Source organism: Frigidibacter sp. (genome assembly GCF_030695035.1).
GTDB lineage: Bacteria > Pseudomonadota > Alphaproteobacteria > Rhodobacterales > Rhodobacteraceae > Frigidibacter.
The window spans coordinates 14,877-39,509 of sequence record NZ_JAUYTT010000005.1; the positions used below are offsets into that span (position 1 = coordinate 14,877).

The window sequence follows — 24,633 nt, forward strand, 5'->3', positions numbered from 1 at the left end:
GAGCCAACCTGAATCGTCCGGTGCACATACCTGAAGGAGGAGTCATGCGCTATCAGATCAGTGGCAAGGGAATGGATGTGGGCGACGCCCTGCAAACCCATGTCAAATCCGAGCTGGGCGAAACATTCGAGAAATATGCCGGTCGCCCCACCGATGCGACCGTTGTGTTCTCGCGCGCCGCCTATGAGCATATCTGCGAGGCCACGGTGCACCTGTCCACCGGGCTGACCGCCTCGGCCACCGGCCGTGCCTCTGAAATCTATCCTGCCTTCGAAGCCTGCCGCGAAAAGATGGACAAGCAGCTGCGCCGCTACAAACGCCGCCTGAAGGACCACCACCGCGACCGGGTGGACCCGGTTGAATTCGCCGGGGCGCCCTCGTATATCCTCGCCGGAACAGACGGAACAGAGACCGAGGAAACAGAGCCGGATTCGCTGCAGCCCATGATCATTGCCGAGATGGAGATGCAGGTGCCCACCCTCTCTGTCGGTGAGGCGGTGATGCAGATGGAACTGTCGCATGCCCCGCTTCTGGTGTTCCGCAACGAGAAGAGCGGCGGCGTCAATGTCGTCCATCGCCGCGATGACGGGAATATCGGCTGGATCGATCCAGCCCACAGCAGATAGGCGCCCGAGGACGGGGCGTGGAACAGTCAGGTCAGATGGAACTTTCTCAACTGCTGAAACCGAATGCCGTAAAGGCATTCGGCCACGCCACGTCTAAGAAGCGCCTGTTTCAGGATCTGGGCGACATTGCCCATTCTGTCTATGGCTTGCAGACCGCCGACACCGTCGATGCGCTGCAGGAACGCGAAAGCCTTGGCCCAACAGGTGTGGGCCATGGCGTCGCGCTGCCCCACGCGCGCCTGCATGGGCTCGACCGGGTGGTGGGCGTGTTCATCCGGCTCGACAAGCCAATGGATTTCGACGCGGTGGACCGGCAGCCGGTGGATCTGGTCTTCGCGCTCTTCGCGCCCAAAAGCTCTGGCGTCGATCACCTGAAGGCGCTGGCGCTGGTCTCGCGCACCATGCGCGACGCCTCGACCTGCGCCAAGCTGCGGGCGAACAGCGATCCGGCCACCCTCCATGCGGTGCTGACAGAGGTACGGGGGACTCAGGCGGCCTAAGCTCAGGGTTGCCAGCCGCCGAAGCCAAAGGCGACGTAATCGCGCTGATAGGCCTCGCGCAACAGCGCCTCGATTTCCTCGGTCATCACCTCGGCAAGCGCGAAGGGCGCTGTGGGGGCTTCGGGCGCAGCCAGCACCGGGGCAACCCGCCCCACAGCCTCCGCCATATGCCCCAGATCCTCCGCCAGCCGCTCCTCGCGCGCGATCAGGTCCGGCACGGCAAACTGCGCAAAGCCCTGCAGCACCGCCGCCTGGCTGGCCCACGCCGCATCGATCCGCACGGAAGTCTGCCCCGCCAGATGGCCCTTCAGGAACCGCGCGAAGCCGGCAAAGGCCGCCCGGTGCGCCTCTAGGTCCATCTTCGCCACCTTGTTCACGGGGGGCAGCGGCAACTTGTAGGTCTTGCGCAGCACCTCGCGCACCTCGGCATATTGGCCGTTCAGGATGTATTCGCAAAACGCCGCATGTGCCCGCGGCACCGGGTGGCGCAGCACGGTGAAGCTGCGGTGCCCCGGATGGCCGCGCAGCCACTGGCGCAGCGACTTCTGGGTAAACTCCTCTTGCAGCGCCCCGTCGTCCAGCGCGGCCAGCCAACCACGCACCGCCGCCACCGGCCCGGCCTTGATCGGCATGAACAGCAGCGGTGCCCGCGCCGCCGCCACGAAGCTCGGCACTGCCGGCCCCCGCCGCGGTTCAAAATTCGGGGTGCGGGTCAGGTTGAAGCGGTCCAGCTGCGCCAGCGCCGCCTCCATCGCCCCGAAATTCGCAACCTTGCTCTCCAGCGGCTCGGGGTTCTGCTTGACCAGCGATGTCGCCAGCCCCTGCACGCCCCCCTCGGCGCCCAGGAACCGCGCAAGGCCGTTCAACACTGCAACGTCCTGGATATCCTCGTAATCCACATAGAAGGCCGTCTGCCCGCCCACCTGCAACGCCCGCAGCAGCTGCAGCTGGAACTCCTGCAGCCCCGCCAGATGGCCCGTGAACTCCCCGGCATCGAACAGCACCTGCGAGGTTTTCTGATGCCGCGCATCGCCCAGCTTCCACTGCCCGGTCTGCCGCGCGATCTGCAGCGAGACATAACTTTCCACCGGGTTGCGGGTCAGGATCACCTTGGCGCAGCGCGGATCGTCCAGCACCGCGTCCAGCACCCGCGGATCGTGGTCATGAAAGAACCGGAAGCCGTTCAGCCCCGGCGCCGCCCGCATCGCCGCCAACAGCGCGCCCGGATCCTCGGCCCGCTTGGCCAAAGTAATCCCCAGCAGGCTGTCGGTCTTCGGGTGCCCCATGAAGTGCGGGTTGAACGCCTCGCCATGGCAGGTCACCCCCGGCACGCCATTCAGACTCGCTTCCAGCAGGTTGGAGCCGGTGCGCATTTCGGCGAAGATCACGAACATATCGAAACGGCGGCTCATGGGGCGCTCCCGGTCATTGCACCAGATAGGGGCGCTGGCCGCGGTGGGCGGCGTTGCGCGGATCGCTGCCCACGGGGAATTCGCCCATCAGCATGGGCTGCATCCCCTGATTCTTGAGGTTCTGCAAGAACCTGCCAAAGCCGGTGAGGTCCGCCATCCGCGGCGCCTCGCTCAGCCGGCGGGTGGCACGGGGGCTGATCTCGTCGATGATGGTCTGCAGCGGCTCCATCGGGTTCTCGATGAAATCGGCCATGGTCCAGACGCGCACCCGCGCCTTCACATACATCGAGCGCAGGATTTCCAGATGCTCGGTCTCGATCCGCTGCAGCCGTGCGGCCTCGGCCCGGATATCGGCGAAATTGGCGTTCGACCGGAACAGCGGCACCGACCAGGCGCCGGAAATCACGCTGATCTGCGCATTGGGATCGGTGGCGGTGAACCAGTTGATCGCCTGATTGTCGCGCGGGCTGAACTGGAAGCATTGCCGCTCGCCCCGCGTGTTCCAGATCAGGTTGGTCAGGAAGGCCCGCGGGTTGTAGTCGCGCAGCGCGGCAGAATCGGTCAGCGCGCCATTGAACACCGTCTCGCCGCCGGCAAACTCCACCCGGCCCGGCGCGAACAGATGCCCATGCGCCCGACCGCCGCCAACCGCCTTGGTCAGCCACAGCTCGAAATTCTCGAAGAGGTCGGAAAAGCCCTGAAACACCGAATAGGGCGCGCTGGTCTTGCCGTTCTCATGATCCTGCCGCGGGAAGCGCGCCTGCATGTAGAGGCCCGCCCGCCCGCGCGTCCGCCGCTCCACCGCCTTCGAAAACAGCCGGTCGATCTTGCCGGGCTGCGGTTCGGCCCGCATCTGCCCGGCGGCGCTGCCTTCAAGGAAGGTGCGATACAGCCGGTCCGCCTTGGGCCAGATCTTCCGCGCGATGAAGCAATCCGACCGGCGCAGAAGCTGCAGGTGATCGTCATAGAAGATATGCGGCTTGCCCTGAAAATCGAACTTCGACAGGGTCAGCGACCGGCTTTCGACGTTGATGGAATACGACCGCGTCAGCGTTTGGAAGTAACTCTCATCCGGGATCCACACCCGCCGGAAATAGCGGTCATGCAGCGCCCGGTCCGGGTCTTGCAGGATGCAGGACAGCGTCTGCCGCGTCAGGCACCACCACTGGCTGCCCAGATGCGGCACCAGCCCCTTGGGAACGCTGCGCCGGTATTTCACCCGCCGCTGCAGATCGACATATTTGTCGAACAGGACCCGCTGCTTCTTCCACGAAAACGGGAAGCGCAGGGTAAAGCGCTCGGTGTTCAGCCCGCCAACCGTCCAGCCCACATCCGATGTCGTGACGCTCTCGATGAAATCGGTCTTCGGCCGCGCGTCGAGGTATTCCACCAGCTCCTGCACCGGCCGCAGCGGCAGGCACGACCCGGAGGACAGATAGACATGCCGCACATCCGCATGCCGCTCCAGCATCTGCTCCGATGCCGCCTGCGTCGCCGCCACCAGTGACCAGGTGCCCCATTCGCATTTGTAGCGGCGCGAAAAGCTGACGGTCTCGATATCGGCCAGCATCCGGCGGAAGGCGCCGAAGTCATGCGGCGACACCCGCGCATCGACATGGATTACCACCGGGCAGCCGCCCTCGGCCCAGAACCGCGCAACCTGCGCGGCGCGGTCCAGCGCGGTATGGCACAGCATCACAAAGCCGACCGTCAATGCCCGCCCCTCATGCCCAGTTGCCCTTCGACATCAGCCCCAGAATCTCCAGTTGCCGCCAGTTGATGTACTTCTCGCTCCACTTGCACCACAGGTCCGGGCTTTCCTTCAACCCGTCCGCATAGGCGCGGTATTCGCGGCTGCCCGCGTAATGCTCGCCCCGCTCCAGCTCTTCCTCGACCTTGGCCGGCAAGGTGGACAGGAATTTAGCATGAAGCAGGCAACCAGAGGCCTTTTCCCCGCCCCATTCATCATAGGTCAGGTTCAGCCCCCGCGGCAGCAGGTTGTGGGTCGAACTGACATAGCAGTACGAGCGATGCCACTTCACCAGCGGGATCTTGTTCAGCGTCGGCGCGTGCAGCGCATCCCCCGCAAACATCGTCCGCGCCCTCGGCCCGCCCTGGATCCACAGATTGCCATAGGTGGGGTTGCGCGAGATCATGTAGTTGCCGCTGTCAAACCAGCAGGCAATCTCCATCGGGTTCTGCCCCTCGCGGTAGGGCTGCGCATCCAGCGGGCCCTTGGGATACATGTCCAGCAGCATCGCCGGGAAGGACCGGATCGACATCGTGTCAAGCCAGTCGGTCAGCGCGCTCAGCGGCCGGGTATCGCAGAACGGGTAGACGAAGAACTCATCGGGATCGACCACCAGCGTCCAGTGCCCGTGGCCATGGCGCATCTGCAGCCAGTTCAGCCAATCGACGCCGAAGCGGGATCGCTTGTAGCTGGCCGTCGTCGTCCAGACCGAACAGTCCTTCTGCTCGGCCAGATATTCGCGGCTGCCATCGTCCGAGCCATTGTCCACGAAGAAGAAATGATTGACGCCCAGATCCCGGTAGTAGCGCAGGAAATACGGCAGCCGCAGCCGCTCATTCCGCTGGGTGGCGAACAGCAGGATGTCGTTGCGGCGGATCTTCTTGCTGCGGTCAGCGACGGGCTTCAGCTCTCTGCGCCGCCGGAAGGCACGCCAAAGCCTGCGCTTGCGCTCGAGTCGCAGCCGGTATGTCGCCCAAGCCCCCAACACGTCCCTTTCGCGGGAAATCGTTCGCCAGCCTATGGCCTCGGGCTAGCACGCCTTGCTTAAGACGTGATGAAAATGCCCCGCCCACGTCTTGAGTGCGAGCTGCGGCACACACCTCCGCATCGCACCCTGGACTGCCGCGTCCGATCCCAACTGTTCTTGTATCCTCGCCGACCAAGAATACAGATCACCCTGCATTACGTAAACCGGGTAATCGCCCACAAACTCAAGATAAACTGGCAAAGGCGCGGCAATCACCGGGGTTCCCATCGCCGCCGCCTCGGCCACTGGCAGCCCATAGCCCTCGGCCAGGCTCGGCATCAGCAGCGCCCTTGCCCCCGCCATCAGCGCCGCGACCGCGCCATCCGGCAGGCCCGGCAGCTTGTGGATGGTCCGTCCCAGATGCGGCGAGAGGTCCAGCCGGGCGAACAATTCCTCGTTCCGCCAGCCGCGCCGGCCGACCAGAAACAGCCGCGGCACCTCGTCTTCGGGCATGGTCGCGTGCAGGTGATCCCACACATCCAGCAGCAGCGCGTGGTTCTTGCGCGGCTCCAAAGTGCCAAGCGCGAGGAAATACGGGCGGTCCAGCGGCAGCCCTTCGGGCAACGCGGCGGGGTCCGGCGCGGCGACCTCCGTTCCCAGATGCGCAACAATGCTCTCGGGCAGCGGGCCGTGGCGGCGGGCTTGGCGGGCCAGATCATCCCGCGTCGCCGCCGAATTGCAGATCACCAGATCGGCATGGCGCACCACCGCCTCGACCAGCGCGCCGAACTCCTCCACCGCATGGGGGCGCGAGAATTGCGGGAAATCCAGCGGGATCGTGTCATGCACCAGCACCGCGACCTGCATCCCCGGCACGCTGCGCACCGCCGCCAGCAGTTCCACCCCCGCGTTCACATGCCCGGTGTTGAAATACCACCCTCCCATCGGCAGATGCCGCGCCAGCAGCGCCGCCACCCCGTCCGGCATCGCCCCGCCGAGCGCCATCCGCCTGAGCCGCCGCGCCGCCAGCGCAGGCGCCCCGCGCCGTGCGATCAGCCGTTCGACCAGCACCCGAGGCACCAGCTGCGCGGGATCCGCCAGCCACCCCTCCAGCAAACTCCCCGCCGAACGCGGCAACAGCCATTGCCGCCGCCCCTGCTTCATCAGCAGGAACAGCGGCTCTGGCCGGTCCAGAAACTCTCGCAGGTATGCGCGCTCCACCCGGTCGATGCCGGTCAGCGTGGACCGGCCAGTGCGCAGGACCAGCCGGGTCACATCCAGCACCCTGCCCCGCGCTGCTGCCATCAGGCTCTACCGGTCATAATGCCCGGACTGATGCCATTTCCACGCATCGCCGATCATCTGCGCCAGCGTGGAGCGTGCCGGCTGCCAGCCAAGCTCGGCCATCGCCCGCTCGCTGCCCGACACCAGCTTCACCGCATCGCCCGCCCGCCGGTCCCCCAGCACGATGGGCACCTCGCGGTTGGTCACGGCGCGGGAGTGGTCGATCACCTCGCGCACCGAAAAGCCGCGGCCGGTGCCAAGGCAGAACACCCGGCTGCCTTTCCCGGCTTCCAGCCACTGCAGGCCCAGAACATGCGCGTCCACCAGATCCATCACATGCACATAGTCGCGGATGCAGGTGCCGTCGGGCGTGGGATAATCGGTGCCAAACACCGTCAGCGCCGCCCGCTTGCCCTCGATCGCGTCCAGCATCAGTGGGATGAGGTGCGTCTCGGGCTGGTGGAACTCGCCCACCTCGGTTTCGGGATCGGCGCCCGCCACGTTGAAATAGCGGAAAATGACAGACCGCAGGCCATGCGCCGCGCCGAAATCCTTCAGCATGTCCTCGATGGCGCGCTTGCTGGCGCCATAGCTGTTCAGCGGGGTCTGCGGGGTGTCCTCGTCCAGCATCACCCCGTCATGGTCACCGTAAGTGGCGCAGGTCGAGGAGAACACGAAATCGAGGCAACCGGCCGCCACCGCCGCCTCGATCAGGGTCAGCGAGGCGGAAACGTTACCGCGCCAGTATTTGCCCGGCTCCTTCATCGCCTCGCCAACCTGGCTGAGCGCGGCGAAATGCATCACCGCCACCGGCTGCCATTTGGCAAAGACTTCATCCAGCCTCGCGCGGTCGGCAAGTTCGCCCCGCTCGAACGGGCCGAATTTCACGGCCTGTTCCCATCCGGTCACCAGGCTGTCGAAAGTGACGGGCACATAGCCCGCCGCCTTCAGCGCCTTGCAGGCATGCGAGCCGATATAGCCCGCACCGCCAGTCACCAAAACATGCTTCGCCATGCCTTATTCAGCCGCCTGCCGCATCGCCACGATCTCGCCCAGGTATTGCGAGAACTCTTCGTTCAGGTCGTCGCGCGCCAGACCGAAGGCCACCGTCGCCTGCAGGAAGCCGGCTTTCGAGCCGCAGTCAAAGCGCTGGCCGCGGAAGCGGAAGCCATAGACGTCATTGCTGTTGACGATCTCCTGCGCGATGGCATCGGTCAGCTGAATCTCGCCTCCGGCACCGACCTTGCGGGCGTGCAGATTGTCCATCACCCGCGGAGTCAGGATGTAGCGCCCGATCACCGCAAGGTTAGAGGGCGCAACATCGGCCTTCGGTTTCTCGACCATGCCCTTGGCACGGACGATGGCGCCCATGTCTTCCGCCACATCGAGCACGCCATAGGACGACACCTTGTCCATCGGCACTTCCATCGTGGCGACCATGTTGCCGCCGGTCTCGGCATAGGCTTCCATCATCTGCTGAAGGCATGGCTTTTCCGCCGCGATCACGTCATCGGGCAGCAGCACCGCAAAGGGCTCGTCGCCCAGAAGGCGGCGGGCGCACCAGACGGCATGGCCGAGACCAAGCGCTTTTTGCTGGCGCACATAGGCGATGGCGCCCGAATCCATGTCGGTCGCCTTCAGGATTTCCAGAAGCTCCGTCTTGCCCTTGGCCCGCAGGTCGGCCTCGATGATCGGTGCAACGTCGAAATAGTCTTCGAGCGCGGATTTCCCCCGCGAAGTAACAAAAATGAACTCTTCAATCCCTGCCGCCCGGGCTTCGTCGATCGCGTACTGAATCAACGGGCGGTCGACGAGGGTCATGATCTCTTTGGGAACCGATTTCGTAGCGGGCAGGAACCGTGTTCCGAGCCCGGCCACCGGGAAAATGGCTTTCGTGACTTCGCGCTTCATATCGCCTACCTTGTGTTCCGGTCCGGCATGGCCGCATGGCCGGACGTCGCGTCTGAATTAATGCGTTCTGTGCATCACCTGCACAAGCCTCACTCACGCCACAGTTTGCATATGCAGCATTTTCGCAGAAATTGTGGCATGTCGTGCAAGAAACCGCCGAGACGGTCAGGAAGTTTCTGCCGATATAGGCCGATTTTCGCTCAATCTGCGGCTCTCCTGCACAATCCTATCAGGGAATGCGCAAAGGCGCACCCTCGGTTCGGTCCGCGCAGCACGACCAAGCAGCCCGCCGGACTGTTCCCAGAACCCGCGCGAGTCGTAGTGCTGCCAGTGATAGCGCGGTGTCGAGTCCATCAAGATCAGCGTCACGATCTCGCCGCGCTCCGCGCAAGCCGCTGCCTTGGCACGCAAACGCGCTGCCTGCCACAATCGCCCCGCCAGCAGCCGTCCGGCCCGGGGCCCTGCGGGCAGCGGCAGGAAATCCGCACCATCTGGCAGGGCCGGCAGCGGCGGCAGCTCTTCGGCCAGCCCCTGCGCAAAGCCCGCCTCCAATGTGTGCGCCAACCGCCCCACGTCCCGCGGCTCGATCCCTCCTGCGACCATCAAGCGAATCAGCTTGGCCCTCTCGCCACGCATCAGCCAGTCGCGGGTCGCGGCAATCTCCGCCGCGCTGGCCCCGTGGCGCCGCAGCGTGATCGCCGTACTGGCGCCGATGTCATGCAGACTGCGCGGCACCCGGCGCGCGCTGCGCTGCCGGCTTCCGGCCTTGAAATGATGCACCTGCGCGCCCGGAACCACCGCCACCAGCGCGCCCGCCGCCGCCAGCCGCAGGTTCAGCTCGGTCTCATCGAGGTAATAGCGCAGCCCGGGGTCGAACCCGCCCAGCCGGCACAGCACATCCCGCCGATAGGCGCAGTTGGTGCCCTTGATCTCCACCGCCACGCCCGGCACCGCGCGGTGCAGGCTGACCCGATCCCCCGGCACCGCCATCGGCGCTGGCCGCGTCAGCCGGTCCACGGTGCCTGCCTGCCACTGGAACGAAATCCCGTTGCGGCTGCGCACCCAGCCGCCCGCGGCGCTTACCTCGGGGTCCGCAAAGGGGGCCGTCAGCCGGCGCAGCCATGTCGGTTCCGGCACCGCGTCATCGTCGAGGAAGGCCACCACCTCGCCCGCCGCCACCGCGATCCCGGCATTGCGCGCGGCAGAGATGTTGGGCGCATCGAACGCCACCAGCTTCAGCGGCAAGGCAAGCGCCCGCACTGCCGCCGCCGCCACCGGATCGGCCACCACGATCAACTCGAACTCTGTGTGGTCCAGCTGCCGCACCGCCGTCAGGCAGCGCAGCAAAGTCTCCGTCCGGTGCCGCGAGACGATGATCAGACTCGCCCGCACCGGCGGCATCAGGCCATGCCCATCCCGGCCATCATCGCCTCGAGCCGCGGCACGTCCTCGGGGTTGTTCAGCTCCCAGAACTGCCGACCCCGCGCCTCCACCTCGACGCATTTCACGCTCCGCCCGTTCTCCAGGAACCGAAGCTGCTCCAGCCCCTCCAGCGCCTCCAGCGGGCCGATCTGCCAGCCCGGATAGGCCGCCAGCGCCGCCGGGCGATAGGCATAGACGCCGACATGGTGGAACACCGGCGTCATCTCCTCTGGCGCATAATTCCGCCCGCAATACGGGATCACTTCCTTGGAAAAGTAGAGCCCGCGCCCCCCCGCACCGAACACCGCCGTGGTGCCCCCCACGCGGCCATTGCGGCGGTCCTCCAGCAGGCTCTCACGCATCGCGCCTTCGCAGCGCAGCACCGGCGTCGCGATCTCGGCCCCGGGATCGGCGCGCAGGCCCGCCACCAGATCCTCGACGAACCAGGCCGGCGTCAGCGGCGCATCGCCTTGCAGGTTCACCACGATGCCAAAGCCGCCTCCCAGAACCTCATGCGCCTCGGCGCAGCGCTCGGTCCCGTTGCGGCAGTCTTCCGAGGTCATCACCACCTCGGCCCCGAACCCCTCGGCGTGCTCGCGGATCCGGTCATCATCGGTCGCCACGACAACACGGTCAGCGCCCTGCACAGCCATCGCCGCTTCCCAGCTGCGGCGGATCAGCGTGCGCGCCACCCCGTCCGCCCCGGTCAGCGCCACCAGCGGCTTGCCCGGATAGCGGGTGGAGGCGTAGCGGGCGGGCACCACGACAAGAACGCCTGTTTCGCTCGGCATCACTTCACCAGCAGCACGCCGGGGGCGTAGGCGATGAAGAACGGATTGCCGAAGCCCGGCTTGCCATAGACCAGCGGCGCGTGATCCTCAAAGCTGATCACCTCACCGCCCGCGCCGCGCAACACCGCATCCCCGGCCGCCGTATCCCATTCCATCGTCCGCCCCAGCCGCGGATACAGATCCGCCTCGCCGGTCGCCACCAGACAGAACTTCAGGCTCGACCCGGCCGAGGTCATGTCGCGCACCGCATATTGGCCGATGTAATCATCCGTCGCCTGATCGCGGTGCGACTTCGACGCCACCACCATGAGGCCCCGGTTGTCGGGGGTGGACACCATGATCGGCGCCTGCGTACCCGGCGCGGTCTTGTCGAACGCCCCATGCTCTTCCACCGCGCGGCCATCGGGCAGCGTGTAGAACAACCGGCCCTTGGCGGGCGCGTAGACCACCCCGCGCAGCGGCACGCCGTTTTCCACATAGGCAATGTTCACGGTGAAGTCGCCGCGGCGCTGCACGAACTCCTTGGTGCCATCCAGCGGATCGACGATCAGGAAGGTGCTCACCTCCTGGCCGTGGCTCGCCGCCTGCTCCTCGGTCACCAGCGCCACATCCGGGAAAGCTGCCCGCAGCCCGGCCGAGATCAGCGCATCCGCCGCCTCATCGGCCTCGGTCACCGGGCTGGAATCCGACTTGGTCTTCACCTCGAAATCGGGCGAGTTGTAGATCTCCATGATCCGGTCGCCAGCCTCGAGCGCCAGGCGCCGCATCACCGCGGTCAGGTCCGTGAAATTCACCCTTGTCTCCTTGCCGTCGCAGGCATGGCCCGGCAGCAGCGCCGAATTCATGCTTTGTTGATAAAATCCTGCGCTCCACTTATGATCGCCAGCGGAAGGAACGGCAAGGTTTCTTGGGCCAGATCCCCTTGTGGGTGCGGTGCAGGGACGTTCCGTCAAGCGCCGCCGCGGGCCCCCGCGGCAGATCGGGATCGTACAGCAGATGTTCCACCGCGAGACGCAGAAGAGCCCGCTGATGGCCGCGGTCACGCTGTCCGAGCTGATCTTTCACTCGACCGTGCGCAGCGTGCGTCAGGGCCACGGCAACGCGATCTATGGCCTGCTGATCAATGTCTTCCAGACCGCTTCGATGCTACTGGTCTTCTACTTCGTGATGACGCTGATCGGGATGCGCGGCGCCGCACTGCGCGGCGACTATTTCCTGTACATGATGACCGGCATCTCGGTCTTCATGGCCCATACCAAGACGATGGGCGCCGTGTCGGGCGCCGGCGCCGCCCTGTCGCAGATGCAGCAGCACGGCCCGATGACCACCGCCGTGTCCATCGCCTCGGCTGCCCTCGGCGCGCTCTATCTGCAAGTGCTGACAATGGCGGTGCTGCTCTACGGCTACCACGTCCTGTTCACGCCAATCACCATCTCTCAGCCGATCCCGGCGATGGGCATGGTGATCATGGCATGGCTTTACGGCGTGGCGCTTGGCCTCGTGCTGCTGGGGATGCGGCCCTGGGCGCCGCGGCTCGTGCAGATCCTGCAGTCGATCTACACCCGCGCCAGCATGTTCGCCTCGGGCAAGATGTTCGTCGCCAACTCGCTGTCCTACACGCTGCTGCAGTTCTTCGACTGGAACCCGCTGTTCCACATCATCGACCAGACGCGCGGCTTCGTGTTCATTAACTACAACCCGCACCACACCTCGGTCAGCTATCCGATCTACGCGATGCTGGTCGTGGCGATGATCGGGATGATGGGCGAGTTCTACACCCGCCGCCGCGTCTCGGCGAGCTGGTCTGCAAGGTAAAAACTTCCTTCTTCTTGCCCGGAATCAGGGCGCTTTCGCGCCGCCGGGCAGCGCCCACCCGGCGGCCGGGCCCTGCCCTCTGACAGTGCGAACGAGCCTGCCCGCTTACGTCGCCACCCGCAGCGTCAGGTTGATCCGCCCTGCCTTCGGGAGCAGCGTCGAGGTGCCGAACGCCACCCTGTCCACCCCGTGATAGGCCAGCCGCGCGGCGCCGCCCATTACCATCACATCGCCCGACCGCAGCCACAGGCTCTCCGTCTTCCCGCCCCGCTCCAGATTGCCGATGCGGAACAGCGCGTCGTCGCCCAGGCTGATCGACACCACCGGCCATGCAAAGTCCGCCTCGTCCCGGTCCTGATGCATCCCCATCTTGGCGCCCTCGCCATAGAAGTTGATCAGGCAGCAATCCGGGAGCCGCTCCACCCCCGATACCGCCCGCCACACCGCCAGCACCCTCTCGGGAATCGGCGGCCAGGGCGTGCCCTCGGGATGCAGCGGCGCGTAGCGATAGCCGCGCCGGTCCGACACCCAGCCAAGGCTGCCGGCGGATGTCATCCGCACGCTCATCGGCTTGCCATAGGGCGTCATCGGTGAAAACAGCGGCGCTGCGGCGATCACGCCCCGCAAATCCTCCACCAGCGCCGCCTGCTCCGCCGGCCCCAGCCAACCGTCATGCAGCGCAAACCCGCGAATGTCCCGGCTGGGAACCGCCGCCCTGCCCGGATGTTCCACTTCTTCGGCATTTTCCATGACTTTCTCCGCCTTCCCCCGCACTGCCGCCGCTTGCAGCGCCAAATGCCCCTCCCTATATACGGCCAGAAGCCGGAACCGGGTCCACTCCCGGCCGCACAAAAGACTGGGATCGGAGGGCAGGGGCCGCGCTCGGGCCTGCCGTCCACAACATCGCCACTGCATGAGGTATTTTACATGGCCAAAGTCATCGGGATCGACCTCGGGACCACGAACTCCTGCGTCGCCATCATGGACGGGTCGCAACCGCGCGTCATCGAAAACTCCGAAGGGGCCCGCACCACGCCCTCCGTCGTCGGCTTTACCGACAACGAACGCCTTGTCGGTCAGGCCGCCAAGCGCCAGGCCGTGACCAACCCCGCCAACACCGTCTTCGCCGTCAAGCGCCTGATCGGCCGCCGCGTCACCGACGCGGAAGTGGAGAAGGACCGCAAGCTGGTCCCCTACAACATCGTCGACGGCGGCAATGGCGATGCCTGGGTCGAAACCCGCGGCGAGAAGTTCTCGCCCAGCCAGGTCTCGGCGATGATCCTGCAGAAGATGAAGGAAACCGCCGAATCCTACCTCGGCGAGACCGTCACCCAGGCCGTCATCACCGTCCCGGCCTATTTCAACGATGCTCAGCGTCAGGCCACCAAGGATGCCGGCAAGATCGCCGGGCTCGAAGTGCTGCGGATCATCAACGAACCGACCGCCGCCGCGCTCGCCTATGGCCTCGACAAGAAAGATGCCAAGACCATCGCCGTCTATGACCTCGGCGGCGGCACCTTCGACATCACGATCCTCGAGATTGACGATGGCCTCTTCGAAGTGAAATCGACCAACGGGGACACGTTCCTCGGCGGCGAAGACTTTGACATGCGCATCGTCAACTACCTCGCCGACGAGTTCAAAAAGGAACACGGCGTCGATCTGACCAAGGACAAGATGGCCCTTCAGCGCCTGAAGGAAGCCGCCGAGAAAGCCAAGATCGAGCTCAGCTCCAGCCAGCAGACCGAGATCAACCAGCCCTTCATCAGCATGGACCGCAACTCGGGCCAGCCGCTGCACATGGTCATGAAACTGACCCGCTCGAAGCTGGAACAGCTGGTCATGGACCTGATCAAGGCCTCGCTGAAGCCCTGCGCCGCCGCGCTGAAAGATGCCGGCGTGTCCAAGGGTGACATCGACGAAGTGGTTCTGGTCGGCGGCATGACCCGGATGCCCAAGGTGGTGGAAGAGGTGACCGCCTTCTTCGGCAAGGAACCCCACAAGGGCGTCAACCCCGATGAAGTCGTGGCCCTCGGCGCCGCGATCCAGGCCGGCGTGCTGCAAGGCGACGTCAAGGACGTGGTCCTGCTCGACGTGACCCCGCTCTCGCTGGGTATCGAGACCCTCGGCGGCGTCTTCACCCGCCTGATCGACCGCAACACCACGATCCCGACCAAGAAGTCGCAGATCTTCTCCACCGCCGAAGACAACCAGAACGCGGTGACGATCCGGGTCTTCCAGGGCGAGCGTGAAATGGCCTCGGACAACAAGATGCTGGGCCAGTTCAACCTTGAGGACATCCCGCCCGCCCCGCGCGGCATGCCGCAGATCGAGGTAACCTTCGACATCGACGCCAACGGCATCGTGTCTGTCTCGGCCCGCGACAAGGGCACCGGCAAGTCGCAGAACATCACCATTCAGGCCTCGGGCGGCCTGTCGGATGATGAGATCGACAAGATGGTCCGCGACGCCGAGGCGAATGCCGAAGGCGACAAGGCCCGCCGCGACATGGTCGAGGCCCGCAACCAGGGCGAAAGCCTGCTGCACTCGACCCGCAAGTCGCTGGACGAGCATGGCGACAAGGTCGATGCCTCCACCGTCGAGGCGATCGAGCTGGCCATGGGTCCGCTGGAAGAGGCGCTGAAGACCGAAGACGCGGGCAAGATCCGCAGCGGGATCCAGAACCTGACCGAAGCCGCGATGAAGCTGGGCGAGGCGATCTACAAGGCCCAGGCCAGCGAAGGCGGCAAGGACGAGGATGAGGTCCGCTCGGCGGATGACGACATCGTCGATGCCGATTTCGAGGATCTGGGCGAGAACAAGCGCCGCTAAGCGCGCTGGAACGGCCAAGGCCGGTCCGCCCCAGGGCGGGCCGGTCCTTCATGTTCCGACAAGGGGTGCAGCATGGCAAAGCGCGACTACTATGAAATCCTGGGCATCGCGCGCGGCGCGGGTGCCGACGAGATCAAGAAGGCCTACCGGGTCAAGGCGAAAGAACTGCACCCGGACCGCAATCAGGATGACCCCGAAGCTGAATCCCGCTTCAAGGAGGTCAACGAGGCCTATGACATCCTGAAGGACGAAAACCGCAAGGCCGCCTATGACCGCTACGGCCATGCCGCCTTCGAAGGCGGCGGCCCGCGCGGCGGTGGCCCCGGCCCCGGCGGCCCCGGTCAGGGCGATTTCGCCTCGGCCTTCTCCGACGTGTTCGAGGATCTCTTCGGCGACTTCATGGGCGGGCGTGGCCCGGGGGGCGGCGGTGGGCGCCAGCGCGCCCAGCGCGGCTCCGACCTGCGCTACAACATGCGCATCTCGCTCGACGAGGCGTTCCGCGGCGCGCAGAAGACCATCACCGTCCCCACCTCGGTCGCCTGCACCGCCTGCACCGGCACCGGGGCCGAGGGCGGCGCCGAACCCACCGTCTGCCCCACCTGCTCGGGCATGGGCAAGGTCCGCGCCCAGCAAGGCTTCTTCACGGTCGAACGCACCTGCCCCACCTGCGGCGGGCTCGGCCAGACCATCAAGAACCCCTGCAAGGTCTGCCACGGCGCTGGCCGCACCGAAAAGGAACGTTCGCTCTCGGTCAACATCCCCGCGGGCGTTGAGACCGGCACCCGCATCCGCCTTGCCGGCGAGGGTGAGGCCGGGATGCGCGGCGGCCCGGCTGGCGATCTCTACATCTTCCTCGAGGTGCGCGAGCATCAGCTGTTCCAGCGCGACGGTGTCAACCTCTTCTGCCGCGTGCCCGTGGGCATGACCGCCGCCGCCCTTGGCGGCGAGGTCGAGGTGCCCACCATCGACGGCGGCCGCAGCCGGGTGAAGATCCCCGCCGGCAGCCAGACCGGCCGCCAGATGCGCCTGCGCGGCAAGGGCATGCCGGCCCTGCGCGGCGGCGGCACCGGCGACATGCTGATCGAGCTGGCGGTGGAAACCCCGGTGAACCTCACCAGCCGCCAGAAAGACCTGCTGCGCGAGTTCGAAAAGCTGTCCGAGGACAACAACCCGGAAAGCTCGTCCTTCTTCTCGAAGGTCAAAAGCTTCTGGGACGGGATGAAGGGCTGAGGCCTTTCCCAGCGGAAGCATCAGGGCGCCCCACGGGGCGCCCTTTTTTCTTGCCCGGAATCGAGGCGCTTCAGCGCCGCCGGGGGGCCATCTGACGAACCGCATCAACCCGCAAATCGTATGCATAACATCTGCATAGGTTCTGCATGGTTTCTGCATCCCGAAAATCCCGCCTTTTCAGCGCTTTGCCCCCGTTTTTCGCCCTCCCGCGCAAAACCCGTTAACCTTTCCTTCACCACATCCCCGCACGCTGCCGGCATGTGCCCGACTCGCGCCCTTCACGAAGCCCCCTCCCTCTTCGACCTCGACGGCGACGAGGCCGCGGGCGACGCCGCGCATCTCCCTGAAGGCCGCCTCCCCAGCTACATCCGCGACCACCGCAAACGCCTCCGCACCCGCTTCATGGCGGGCGGCGCGGCCGCCATGCCGGACTATGAACTGCTGGAGCTGGTCCTCTTCCGCGCCATCCCCCGGCAGGACGTGAAACCCCTCGCCCGCCGCCTGCTGGACTGTTTCGGCGACTTCAACCGCGTCATCACCGCCCCGGCCCACCGGTTGGCCGAAGTGCAGGGCGTGGGCGATGCCGTGGTGCAGGAGCTGAAGATCGTGGAGGCTGCGGCACAGCGCATGGCACGCGCCAAGGTCTTGAACCGGCAGGTTCTTTCCTCGTGGAACGCGCTGCTGGACTATTGCCACACTGCGATGGCGCATCGGGAAACCGAGCAGTTCCGGGTGCTTTATCTCGACCGCAAGAACGTGCTGATCGCCGATGAGGAACAGGCCAAGGGCACCGTCGACCATGTCCCCGTCTATCCGCGCGAGGTGGTCAAACGCGCCCTCGAACTCAACGCCAGCGCGCTGATCCTGGTCCACAACCACCCCTCGGGCGACCCCACCCCGTCCGATCAGGACATCATCGTCACCGGCCAGATCCAGGACGCGGCGCAGGTGATGGGCATCACCCTGCACGACCACCTGATCATCGGCAAAAGCCGCGAACTCAGCTTCCGTGCCCAGGGTCTGCTGTGAAATTCAGTCCGCCAGCGCCAGCCGCTGCGCCGCCACCCCCGGCAGCGGCATCACCACATAGCCGCCCAACTGGTCGCACCCCGGCAGCGCCAGCGTGATCGCCGTCAGCACCACAGGCGCCCCAGCCTCCGCCCGAAAAGCCTGCGCTTCCAACGGCTTGCCGCAACTCTCCGGCCCGATCTCGGTCGCAATCTCCAGCGCCACAGCACCACCAGCAGGCGCAGTATAGACCTGCGCCTGCATCGGCCGCGCCAGCGTCGCATCCCCCAGCACCATCAGCCGCCCCTCCGGCGCCCCGGCATGAACATGCCCCGGCGCGCCGAACGCAGCGCCATTTTCATAGGCGTGCAGCTCCAGCGGCGCCGTCCCGCGCCACTCCACGCCCACCCGCACCAGCCCCGGCAGATCGGCCAGCCGCATCCGCCCCAACAGCTCATCCCCCGCCTCAAACCGCAGCGCGATCGCCGCATCCTCGGTCAGCGCAGGTACGGCCCCCTGCCAGCTCGCCTGATCGGACAGCCGCACCGCAAAGCCAAGCCCCGCATGGAAAATTTCCAGCCGCTCCCCCGCACGGCAGGGCGCCTCGACCGCCACCGCGATCATCGCGCCCGGTAGCGGCGACAGCGTCAGCATCGCAGGCGCACAGCCCGCGGGCGCGGCGGACTCGGGCAACACTGGCAGCGGCGCATCCGCCATTCGCACCGCAACATCCGGTAGGGTCGGCAACTCAGGCACCGCCAGATCGACCGGCATCTCTGCGCTGTCCAGCGCCGCCGACAGCGGCACGATCTGCGTCGGTGGCACAGGCGGCGCGCCGTCTTCCATCAGATAGCCGCTGCTGCCGGCAATCGCCAAGGCGAAGCCTGCCATCATGATCTGTGCCCGGGAAACCATCATCATCCGTCTCCACCTACCCAATCCCAAGCATCGTTAATGCTGGGGAAAAGCGGCAAGGGCACGGCCATGTGGGGGCGTTTTCGGCGCGGGACCATTGCCACAGATAGCGACATGGAGCGCCGGGGCCACAAGAGAAAGGGCCGGAGGCATCCTTGCCCCCGGCCCCGTCCAAATCACGTCACAATTCGTGGAAGTCAGGCCAACTTGCCATGGCAATGCTTGAACTTCTCACCCGATCCGCAAGGGCAGGGATCGTTGCGCGACGGGTTGCCCCAGCTCGCCGGATCCGCCTCGTCGAACCCCGGCCGAGCCTCTGCCGCAGCCGGAGCGGCCAGCGGCGCGGGCGCCGGAGCCTCTACCGCAGGCGCCTCCTCAGCCGGTTTCTTCGGCGCGTTCTGCGCAAGATACTGCTTCATCAGCGTATCTTGTTCTTCTTGCGTCAGCGGCCGGATCTGGCCCAGCTTCTGCGTCACCTCGGCGCGCAGGCTTTCCAGCAGCGTCTCGAACAGGCTGAAACCCTCGGTCTTGTATTCCGACAGCGGGTCGCGCTGCGCATAGCCGCGGAAGCCCACGACCGAGCGCAGATGCTCCAGCGTCACCAGATGCTCGCGCCATTTCGCGTCGATGGTCTGCAGCAGGATCTGCTTTTCGATGTTGCGCATCGACTCAGGCCCGAACTTCTCGGCCTTGTCGGCCATGAAGGCATCGGTCTCGCGCTCCATCCGGGCGCGGATCTCGTCTTGGTCCACGCCTTCCTCGGCGGCCCATTCGGCAATCGGCATCTCCAGCGCCAGCTTGTCGCGCGCGGCGGCATCCAGCCCGGTGATGTCCCACTGGTCGGCATAGGACCGCGGCGGCATATGCTCATGCACCAGATCGTCGATCAGCTGGTGGCGCATGTCGCGCACGATTTCCGACAGGTCTTCCGCTTCCATGATCTCGCGGCGCTGCGCGAAGATCGCCTTGCGCTGGTCGTTCATCACGTCATCGAACTTCAGCAATTGCTTGCGGATGTCGAAGTTGCGGCCCTCGACCTTGGCCTGCGCGCGCTCCAGCGACTTGTTCACCCAAGGATGGACGATGGCCTCGCCTTCCTTCATCCCCAGCGAGGACAGCACCTTTTCCAGACGCTCGGACCCAAAGATCCGCATCAGGTCATCCTCGAGGCTGAGGAAGAACGAAGACCGCCCCGGATCGCCCTGCCGGCCCGAACGGCCGCGCAGCTGGTTGTCGATCCGCCGGCTTTCGTGCCGTTCCGAGGCCAGAACGAACAACCCGCCCGCCTCCAGCACCTTCTGCTTTTCCTCGGCGTGTTCAGCCTCGATCCGGCTGCGCAGCTGGTCGGGATGCGCCTCGGGATCGGCGGCCAGCGCCTCCATCACCTTCATCTCGACATTGCCACCCAGCTGAATGTCGGTGCCGCGGCCGGCCATGTTGGTGGCGATGGTCACCGCGCCGAACTTGCCGGCGTCGGCGACGATCTTCGCCTCCTGCTCATGCTGGCGGGCGTTCAGCACGTTGTGCGGCACGCCTTCCTTGGTCAGCATCGCTGCCAGCATTTCCGACTTTTCGATCGAGGTGGTGCCGACCAGCATCGGCTGGCCCTTGGCATGCGCCTCATGGATCGCCTTGACGATGGCCTCATACTTCTCGCGGGCGGTGCGATAGACGGCGTCGTGGTCGTCGATCCGCTGGATCGGCCGGTTGGTCGGGATCTCGACCACGCCCAGCTTGTAGATCTCCATGAACTCCTCGGCCTCGGTGGCCGCGGTGCCGGTCATCCCGGCCAGTTTGCCATAAAGGCGGAAGTAGTTCTGGAAGGTCACGGATGCCAGCGTCACGTTCTCGGGCTGGATCTTGACGTCTTCCTTGGCCTCGATCGCCTGATGCAGCCCGTCCGACAGGCGGCGGCCGCGCATCATCCGGCCGGTGAATTCGTCGATCAGCATCACCTCGCCGTCGCGCACGATGTAATGCTGGTCCTTCAGGAACAGCTTGTGGGCACGCAGGGCCTGGGTGACGTGGTGCACGATGCTGGTCGACTCGGGGTCATACAGCGTCTGCGCCTCGGGCAGCACACCTGCGGCGTGCAGGCGCTGCTCCAGATATTCGTTGCCCTCTTCGGTGAAGGTGGCGTTGCGGGCCTTCTCATCCAGCTTGTAATGCTCTTCGGTCAGTTCGGGGATGAAGGCATTCAGCGTCTTGTAAAGGTCGGACCGGTCCTGCGAGGGGCCGGAAATGATCAGCGGCGTGCGCGCCTCATCGACCAGGATGCTGTCGACCTCATCGACGATGGCGTAGAAATGGCCGCGTTGGCTCATCTCCTCGACCGAGGTTTTCATGTTGTCGCGCAGGTAGTCGAACCCCAGCTCGTTGTTCGTGGCATAGGTCACGTCGGCGCGGTAGGCGGCGCGCTTTTCGGCATCGGGCTGGTAGGGATAAACGACGCCGGTGGTCATGCCGAGCGCGGAATAGACCTTGCTCATCCAATCGGCATCGCGCTTGGCGAGGTAGTCGTTGACGGTGACGACATGCACGCCCTTGCCCGCAAGCGCGTTGAGGTAGACCGGCAGCGTCGCCATCAGCGTCTTGCCCTCGCCGGTCTTCATCTCGGCGATGTTGCCCCGGTGCAGGAAGATCCCCGCCACCAACTGCACATCGAAGGCGCGCAGGCCGAGCGCCCGCTTCGCCGCCTCGCGGCAGTTGGCGAAGGCCTCGGGCAGCAGCGCATCGAGGCTTTCCCCGCCCGCCACCCTTGCCTTGTATTCTTCGGTCTTCTGCTTGATGCCCTCGTCGGACAGCTTCTGGAACTCGGGCTCCAGCGCATTGATCCGCTCGACAAGCGAGCGGGCGGATTTGACCTTGCGATCATTCGGCGTGCCGAAGACCTTCCGCGCGAGACTTCCGATGCCCAGCATGTTTTCTCCGCTTGGCTTCAACTGACAGGATCGTGTGAGACGCGACCCTTGCCCGCCCTTCGCGCCTTGCCTAGAAGGGCTGCGAACAATGGACGGAACGGCCCTCACAGGACCATAGGCGATGTAAGGGGCCGCCGTCAGAGTGTCAACGCCGCGCCGAGACGCGGCCCTTCCGGGAGTTGCTGCGATGTCGATGGGCTTGAAATTCAAAGGCGCGGCTGTTGCCTGCCTTTTGCTGGCCACCCCGCTGGCTGCACAGGACGTGACCGCCGATACCGTCGTTGCCACCGTGAACGGCCAGGACATCACCGTGGGCCAGATGATCGCCATGCGCGAAAGCCTGCCGCAGGAATATCTGGCCCTGCCCGATGACCTGCTGTTCAACGGCGTGCTGGACCAGTTGATCCAGCAGACCGCGCTGGCCCAGCTTGGCGAAAAGTCGATCAGCCGCCGGGATGAGCTGATCCTGGAAACCCAGCGGCTTGGCTATCTGGCCGGAATCGTTCTGGACGATACCGCGATCGCCGCCGTCACCGATGAGACGCTGCAGGCCGCCTATGAGGCGAAATATGCGGACGCCGCCCCCAGCAAGGAATTTAACGCCTCGCATATCCTGGTCGAGACCGAGGAAGATGCGGCGGCGATCAAGGCCGAGATCGACGGCGGCAAGGATTTCACGGAAGTCGCCAAGACCCGCTCCACCGGCCCCTCGGGCCCCAATGGTGGCGAACTTGGCTGGTTCGGGCTGGGGATGATGGTCGAACCTTTCGAGACCGCCGTGCAGACGCTGGAGCCCGGTCAGGTCTCGGGCCCGGTGCAAACCCAGTTCGGCTGGCACATCATCAAGCTGAACGAGACCCGGATGGCCGAGGCCCCGGCGCTGGATGAGGTGCGCGACGAGCTGGCGGCCGAGGTTCAGGAGCAGGCGGTGATGGACCGTGTTGCCGCCGTGACCGAACAGGCGGATGTTGTGCGCAAGGACGAAGGGCTTGACCCGGCGATCCTGAAGGATACAGCGATCCTGGGCGAATAAGACACGCGGCAGCGGAGGGAACGGCGATGGCGAAGAAAGACAAGAAGGACGGCGACAAGAAAGACGGCCCGAAGCTGCGCAAGCTGAAGGCCAAGGTCGCCAAGCTGAAGTCCAAGCTCGTCGGGGGTGACGCTACGCCCGCTGGCAAGAAGCCCTTGGCCGTCTCTCCGCTGGCGCCCAAGGGCGGCTTCCCGACGCTGCCGATCATCGGCGGCGTAGAATTCGCTGCCGCTGCGGCCGGGGTCCGCTATGCCGGCCGCACCGATGTGATGCTTGCCCGCCTTGCCCCCGGCACCGCGGTTGCCGGCGCCTTCACCCGCTCCTCGACCCGCGCCGCCTGCGTGCTCGACTGTCAGGCCAAGCTGGCCTCTGGGGGCAACGCCGAGGCGGGGGCGGCCATCGTGGTCAACTCCGGCAATGCCAACGCCTTCACCGGCGCAGATGGCCAGAACGCCGTGGACCGCGTAACCGGCGCCGTGGCCGAGGCGCTTGGCCTTCCCCCTACCCGCGTCTTCTCTTCCTCCACCGGGGTGATCGGCGAGCCGCTGCCCTGGGACCGCATCGCCGCCAAGATCGACGAGCTGAAGGGCGCGCTGGATGACGAGGGCATCGAGGACGCCGCCCGCGCGATCATGACCACCGACACCTTCCCCAAGGGCGCCAGCGCCGAGATTGAGGGCGAGGGCGGGCCGATCCGCATTGCCGGTATCGCCAAGGGCTCGGGCATGGTCGCGCCGGATATGGCGACGATGCTGGTCTACATCTTCACCGATGCCAAGATCTCGGCAAAGAACCTGCAGAAGATCCTGTCCCGCAATATGGACAGCACCTTCAATGCCATCACCGTGGACAGCGACACCTCCACCTCGGATGCGCTGATCCTGGCGGCCACGGGCGCCTCGGCCGCTGCCGAAATCTCGGACCTGCGCTCGCGCGTGGCGAAAGAGTTCGAGGCAGCCCTGCGCGGCGTGATGCTGGATCTTGCGCAGCAGGTCGTGCGTGATGGCGAGGGCGCGACCAAGTTCGTCGAAGTGCAGGTGACCGGCGCAGAGACGGCCGAGGACGCCAAGCGCGTCGCCTTCGCCATCGCCAACTCGCCGCTGGTCAAGACCGCCATCGCCGGGCAGGACGCGAACTGGGGCCGGGTGGTCATGGCCGTCGGCAAGTCCGGCGCCAAGGCCGACCGCGACCTGCTGGCGATCCGCTTTGGCGACATTCTGGTGGCCGACAAGGGCTGGCGCGTGCCGGATTACTCCGAGGCGATGACCTCGGCCTACATGAAGGGCGATGAGCTGGTGATCGGCGTCGACCTCGGCCTCGGCAAGGCGGCCTACACCGCTTGGACCTGCGACCTGACCCACGGCTATATCGATATCAATGCCGACTATCGCTCCTGAGGCGGCCGTGAAGGTTGTTCTGGTCTCTGCCGTCGCGCTGATCGATGCCGACGGCAGGGTGCTTCTGGCACAGCGCCCCGAGGGCAAGTCGATGGCGGGCCTCTGGGAGTTTCCCGGCGGCAAGGTCGAACCCGGCGAGACCCCCGAGGCGGCACTGATCCGCGAACTGCGCGAGGAACTGGGGATCGACACCTGGGCCTCGTGCCTGGCGCCGCTGACCTTTGCCAGCCACGCCTATGACAGCTTTCACCTCCTGATGCCGCTCTTCGCCTGCCGCAAGTGGCAAGGGATCGTGGCGCCCCAGGAAGGGCAAAAGCTGGCCTGGGTGCGCCCGGCACAGCTGCGTGATTACCCGATGCCCCCGGCCGATATCCCGCTGATCCCGATCCTGCGCGACTGGCTGTAATCGCCGCGAAGGGGTGAGTCGCGGGCGCGGCAACGCAGCGCCGTCTTCGCCGCAATGCAGAATAAGTTTCAAAATAGTTACCGCTCGCGCAATAAAAGTTCTTGCGGCTTCATTCATAAATATGTCAAAACTGCAGCATGGGGATGCAGGGTCGGGGCAAGATTTATGCATCATGGAAACAGCAGGAAGTGGGAGACTTTGCAATGCTGAGAACGATCACGGTCGGCAGCTGCGTTTCGGTGCAGGGCACGTTCGAGCGTCAGCTCGAGAATGGCAAGATCCAGGTGCGCGTTGGGGAGCGCGTGTTTGCGGGTAACCCGGTTGCCCAGAAGGCCGACTAGGAGGAGAGTCGGCTTTCAACGAAAAAGGGAGGCTCGCGCCTCCCTTTTTTGTGTCTGATCGCCAGAAGGGGC

General features: G+C 65.6%; 22 protein-coding genes. 10 read left to right on the forward strand and 12 right to left on the reverse strand.

All coding sequences use genetic code 11. From position 1 onward, the window contains the following. Window positions 1–44 precede the first annotated feature (44 nt). Both hpf and Q8S30_RS02090 read left to right on the forward strand, forming a co-directional pair. Window positions 45–626 carry a ribosome hibernation-promoting factor, HPF/YfiA family gene (hpf, locus tag Q8S30_RS02085; protein WP_305664380.1) on the forward strand — a complete coding sequence of 194 codons (582 nt, stop codon included), beginning with the start codon at window positions 45–47 and terminating at the stop codon, window positions 624–626. Window positions 627–661: 35 nt separating this feature from the next. Beyond that, window positions 662–1,126 (forward strand): PTS sugar transporter subunit IIA, encoded by a 465-nt coding sequence (locus Q8S30_RS02090; RefSeq protein ID WP_161346629.1) that lies wholly within the window; start codon window positions 662–664, stop codon window positions 1,124–1,126. A gap of 2 nt (window positions 1,127–1,128) precedes the next feature. Here Q8S30_RS02090 and Q8S30_RS02095 read toward each other — a convergent pair whose 3' ends face one another. From Q8S30_RS02095 to cysQ, 9 genes are all read right to left on the reverse strand, one after another. After that, window positions 1,129–2,538, reverse strand: a complete 1,410-nt coding sequence (locus tag Q8S30_RS02095; protein ID WP_305664381.1) for a sulfotransferase family 2 domain-containing protein — start codon at window positions 2,536–2,538, stop codon at window positions 1,129–1,131. A 13-nt stretch (window positions 2,539–2,551) separates the two neighbouring features. After that, window positions 2,552–4,252, reverse strand: a complete 1,701-nt coding sequence (locus Q8S30_RS02100) for a beta-1,6-N-acetylglucosaminyltransferase (RefSeq protein WP_305664382.1) — start codon at window positions 4,250–4,252, stop codon at window positions 2,552–2,554. A 10-nt stretch (window positions 4,253–4,262) separates the two neighbouring features. Beyond that, a complete protein-coding gene (locus tag Q8S30_RS02105; protein ID WP_305664749.1) occupies window positions 4,263–5,273 on the reverse strand; it encodes a glycosyltransferase family 2 protein in 1,011 nt (336 codons plus the stop codon). A gap of 45 nt (window positions 5,274–5,318) precedes the next feature. Further along, window positions 5,319–6,560, reverse strand: a complete 1,242-nt coding sequence (locus tag Q8S30_RS02110) for a glycosyltransferase family 1 protein (RefSeq protein ID WP_305664383.1) — start codon at window positions 6,558–6,560, stop codon at window positions 5,319–5,321. 6 nt (window positions 6,561–6,566) lie between these two features. Beyond that, complete coding sequence (gene galE / locus Q8S30_RS02115) at window positions 6,567–7,553, reverse strand: UDP-glucose 4-epimerase GalE (RefSeq protein ID WP_305664384.1); 987 nt, start codon at window positions 7,551–7,553, stop codon at window positions 6,567–6,569. Window positions 7,554–7,556: 3 nt separating this feature from the next. Beyond that, a complete protein-coding gene (gene galU / locus Q8S30_RS02120; RefSeq protein ID WP_305664385.1) occupies window positions 7,557–8,450 on the reverse strand; it encodes a UTP--glucose-1-phosphate uridylyltransferase GalU in 894 nt (297 codons plus the stop codon). Between the two features lie 165 nt (window positions 8,451–8,615). Continuing rightward, entirely contained in the window at window positions 8,616–9,851 is a 1,236-nt protein-coding gene (locus Q8S30_RS02125) for a glycosyltransferase family 2 protein (protein ID WP_305664386.1), read from the reverse strand. Next, complete coding sequence (locus tag Q8S30_RS02130; protein ID WP_305664387.1) at window positions 9,851–10,663, reverse strand: 3-deoxy-manno-octulosonate cytidylyltransferase; 813 nt, start codon at window positions 10,661–10,663, stop codon at window positions 9,851–9,853. Before Q8S30_RS02130 ends, Q8S30_RS02125 begins: the two co-directional genes overlap by 1 nt. Beyond that, window positions 10,663–11,457, reverse strand: a complete 795-nt coding sequence (gene cysQ, locus Q8S30_RS02135; protein ID WP_305664750.1) for a 3'(2'),5'-bisphosphate nucleotidase CysQ — start codon at window positions 11,455–11,457, stop codon at window positions 10,663–10,665. Before cysQ ends, Q8S30_RS02130 begins: the two co-directional genes overlap by 1 nt. 139 nt (window positions 11,458–11,596) lie before the next feature. Here cysQ and Q8S30_RS02140 point away from each other — a divergent pair, with 139 nt between their 5' ends. Beyond that, complete coding sequence (locus Q8S30_RS02140; protein WP_371135423.1) at window positions 11,597–12,478, forward strand: ABC transporter permease; 882 nt, start codon at window positions 11,597–11,599, stop codon at window positions 12,476–12,478. Window positions 12,479–12,583: 105 nt separating this feature from the next. On the opposite strand, the gene Q8S30_RS02145 is transcribed toward Q8S30_RS02140, so the two are convergent. Next, window positions 12,584–13,228 carry an alpha-ketoglutarate-dependent dioxygenase AlkB gene (locus Q8S30_RS02145; RefSeq protein ID WP_305664388.1) on the reverse strand — a complete coding sequence of 215 codons (645 nt, stop codon included), beginning with the start codon at window positions 13,226–13,228 and terminating at the stop codon, window positions 12,584–12,586. 177 nt (window positions 13,229–13,405) lie between these two features. Here Q8S30_RS02145 and dnaK point away from each other — a divergent pair, with 177 nt between their 5' ends. From dnaK to radC, 3 genes are all read left to right on the forward strand, one after another. Continuing rightward, complete coding sequence (gene dnaK, locus Q8S30_RS02150; protein ID WP_305664389.1) at window positions 13,406–15,310, forward strand: molecular chaperone DnaK; 1,905 nt, start codon at window positions 13,406–13,408, stop codon at window positions 15,308–15,310. Between the two features lie 72 nt (window positions 15,311–15,382). Further along, on the forward strand, window positions 15,383–16,540 hold the full coding sequence (gene dnaJ / locus Q8S30_RS02155) for a molecular chaperone DnaJ (RefSeq protein WP_305664390.1): 1,158 nt from the start codon (window positions 15,383–15,385) through the stop codon (window positions 16,538–16,540). 258 nt (window positions 16,541–16,798) lie between these two features. Then, on the forward strand, window positions 16,799–17,569 hold the full coding sequence (gene radC, locus Q8S30_RS02160) for a DNA repair protein RadC (protein ID WP_305664391.1): 771 nt from the start codon (window positions 16,799–16,801) through the stop codon (window positions 17,567–17,569). A gap of 3 nt (window positions 17,570–17,572) precedes the next feature. Here radC and Q8S30_RS02165 read toward each other — a convergent pair whose 3' ends face one another. Both Q8S30_RS02165 and secA read right to left on the reverse strand, forming a co-directional pair. Further along, window positions 17,573–18,469, reverse strand: coding sequence for a hypothetical protein (locus Q8S30_RS02165; RefSeq protein WP_305664392.1), 897 nt, complete (start codon window positions 18,467–18,469; stop codon window positions 17,573–17,575). A 191-nt stretch (window positions 18,470–18,660) separates the two neighbouring features. Then, a complete protein-coding gene (gene secA, locus Q8S30_RS02170) occupies window positions 18,661–21,384 on the reverse strand; it encodes a preprotein translocase subunit SecA (RefSeq protein ID WP_305664393.1) in 2,724 nt (907 codons plus the stop codon). Between the two features lie 187 nt (window positions 21,385–21,571). Here secA and Q8S30_RS02175 point away from each other — a divergent pair, with 187 nt between their 5' ends. The 4 genes from Q8S30_RS02175 (at window position 21,572) to Q8S30_RS02190 (ending at window position 24,561) form a co-directional block, all read left to right on the forward strand. Next, window positions 21,572–22,417 (forward strand): peptidylprolyl isomerase, encoded by an 846-nt coding sequence (locus Q8S30_RS02175; RefSeq protein ID WP_305664394.1) that lies wholly within the window; start codon window positions 21,572–21,574, stop codon window positions 22,415–22,417. Window positions 22,418–22,443: 26 nt separating this feature from the next. Further along, window positions 22,444–23,814 (forward strand): bifunctional glutamate N-acetyltransferase/amino-acid acetyltransferase ArgJ, encoded by a 1,371-nt coding sequence (gene argJ / locus Q8S30_RS02180; RefSeq protein WP_305664395.1) that lies wholly within the window; start codon window positions 22,444–22,446, stop codon window positions 23,812–23,814. Window positions 23,815–23,821: 7 nt separating this feature from the next. Continuing rightward, complete coding sequence (locus tag Q8S30_RS02185; protein WP_305664396.1) at window positions 23,822–24,220, forward strand: (deoxy)nucleoside triphosphate pyrophosphohydrolase; 399 nt, start codon at window positions 23,822–23,824, stop codon at window positions 24,218–24,220. Between the two features lie 203 nt (window positions 24,221–24,423). Continuing rightward, a complete protein-coding gene (locus tag Q8S30_RS02190; protein WP_305664397.1) occupies window positions 24,424–24,561 on the forward strand; it encodes a hypothetical protein in 138 nt (45 codons plus the stop codon). Window positions 24,562–24,633: the final 72 nt, after the last annotated feature.

Coding starts and splice junctions, on each gene's coding strand:
- Q8S30_RS02165 (WP_305664392.1), bottom strand. CDS start 18,469: ATGATGATGGTTTCCCGGGCACAGATCATGATGGCAGGCTTCGCCTTG.
- Q8S30_RS02145 (WP_305664388.1), bottom strand. CDS start 13,228: ATGGAAAATGCCGAAGAAGTGGAACATCCGGGCAGGGCGGCGGTTCCC.
- galE (WP_305664384.1), bottom strand. CDS start 7,553: ATGGCGAAGCATGTTTTGGTGACTGGCGGTGCGGGCTATATCGGCTCG.
- dnaK (WP_305664389.1), top strand. CDS start 13,406: ATGGCCAAAGTCATCGGGATCGACCTCGGGACCACGAACTCCTGCGTC.
- radC (WP_305664391.1), top strand. CDS start 16,799: ATGTGCCCGACTCGCGCCCTTCACGAAGCCCCCTCCCTCTTCGACCTC.
- Q8S30_RS02090 (WP_161346629.1), top strand. CDS start 662: ATGGAACTTTCTCAACTGCTGAAACCGAATGCCGTAAAGGCATTCGGC.
- Q8S30_RS02095 (WP_305664381.1), bottom strand. CDS start 2,538: ATGAGCCGCCGTTTCGATATGTTCGTGATCTTCGCCGAAATGCGCACC.
- galU (WP_305664385.1), bottom strand. CDS start 8,450: ATGAAGCGCGAAGTCACGAAAGCCATTTTCCCGGTGGCCGGGCTCGGA.
- Q8S30_RS02130 (WP_305664387.1), bottom strand. CDS start 10,663: ATGCCGAGCGAAACAGGCGTTCTTGTCGTGGTGCCCGCCCGCTACGCC.
- Q8S30_RS02125 (WP_305664386.1), bottom strand. CDS start 9,851: ATGCCGCCGGTGCGGGCGAGTCTGATCATCGTCTCGCGGCACCGGACG.
- secA (WP_305664393.1), bottom strand. CDS start 21,384: ATGCTGGGCATCGGAAGTCTCGCGCGGAAGGTCTTCGGCACGCCGAAT.
- Q8S30_RS02110 (WP_305664383.1), bottom strand. CDS start 6,560: ATGGCAGCAGCGCGGGGCAGGGTGCTGGATGTGACCCGGCTGGTCCTG.
- Q8S30_RS02190 (WP_305664397.1), top strand. CDS start 24,424: ATGCTGAGAACGATCACGGTCGGCAGCTGCGTTTCGGTGCAGGGCACG.
- dnaJ (WP_305664390.1), top strand. CDS start 15,383: ATGGCAAAGCGCGACTACTATGAAATCCTGGGCATCGCGCGCGGCGCG.
- hpf (WP_305664380.1), top strand. CDS start 45: ATGCGCTATCAGATCAGTGGCAAGGGAATGGATGTGGGCGACGCCCTG.
- argJ (WP_305664395.1), top strand. CDS start 22,444: ATGGCGAAGAAAGACAAGAAGGACGGCGACAAGAAAGACGGCCCGAAG.
- Q8S30_RS02175 (WP_305664394.1), top strand. CDS start 21,572: ATGTCGATGGGCTTGAAATTCAAAGGCGCGGCTGTTGCCTGCCTTTTG.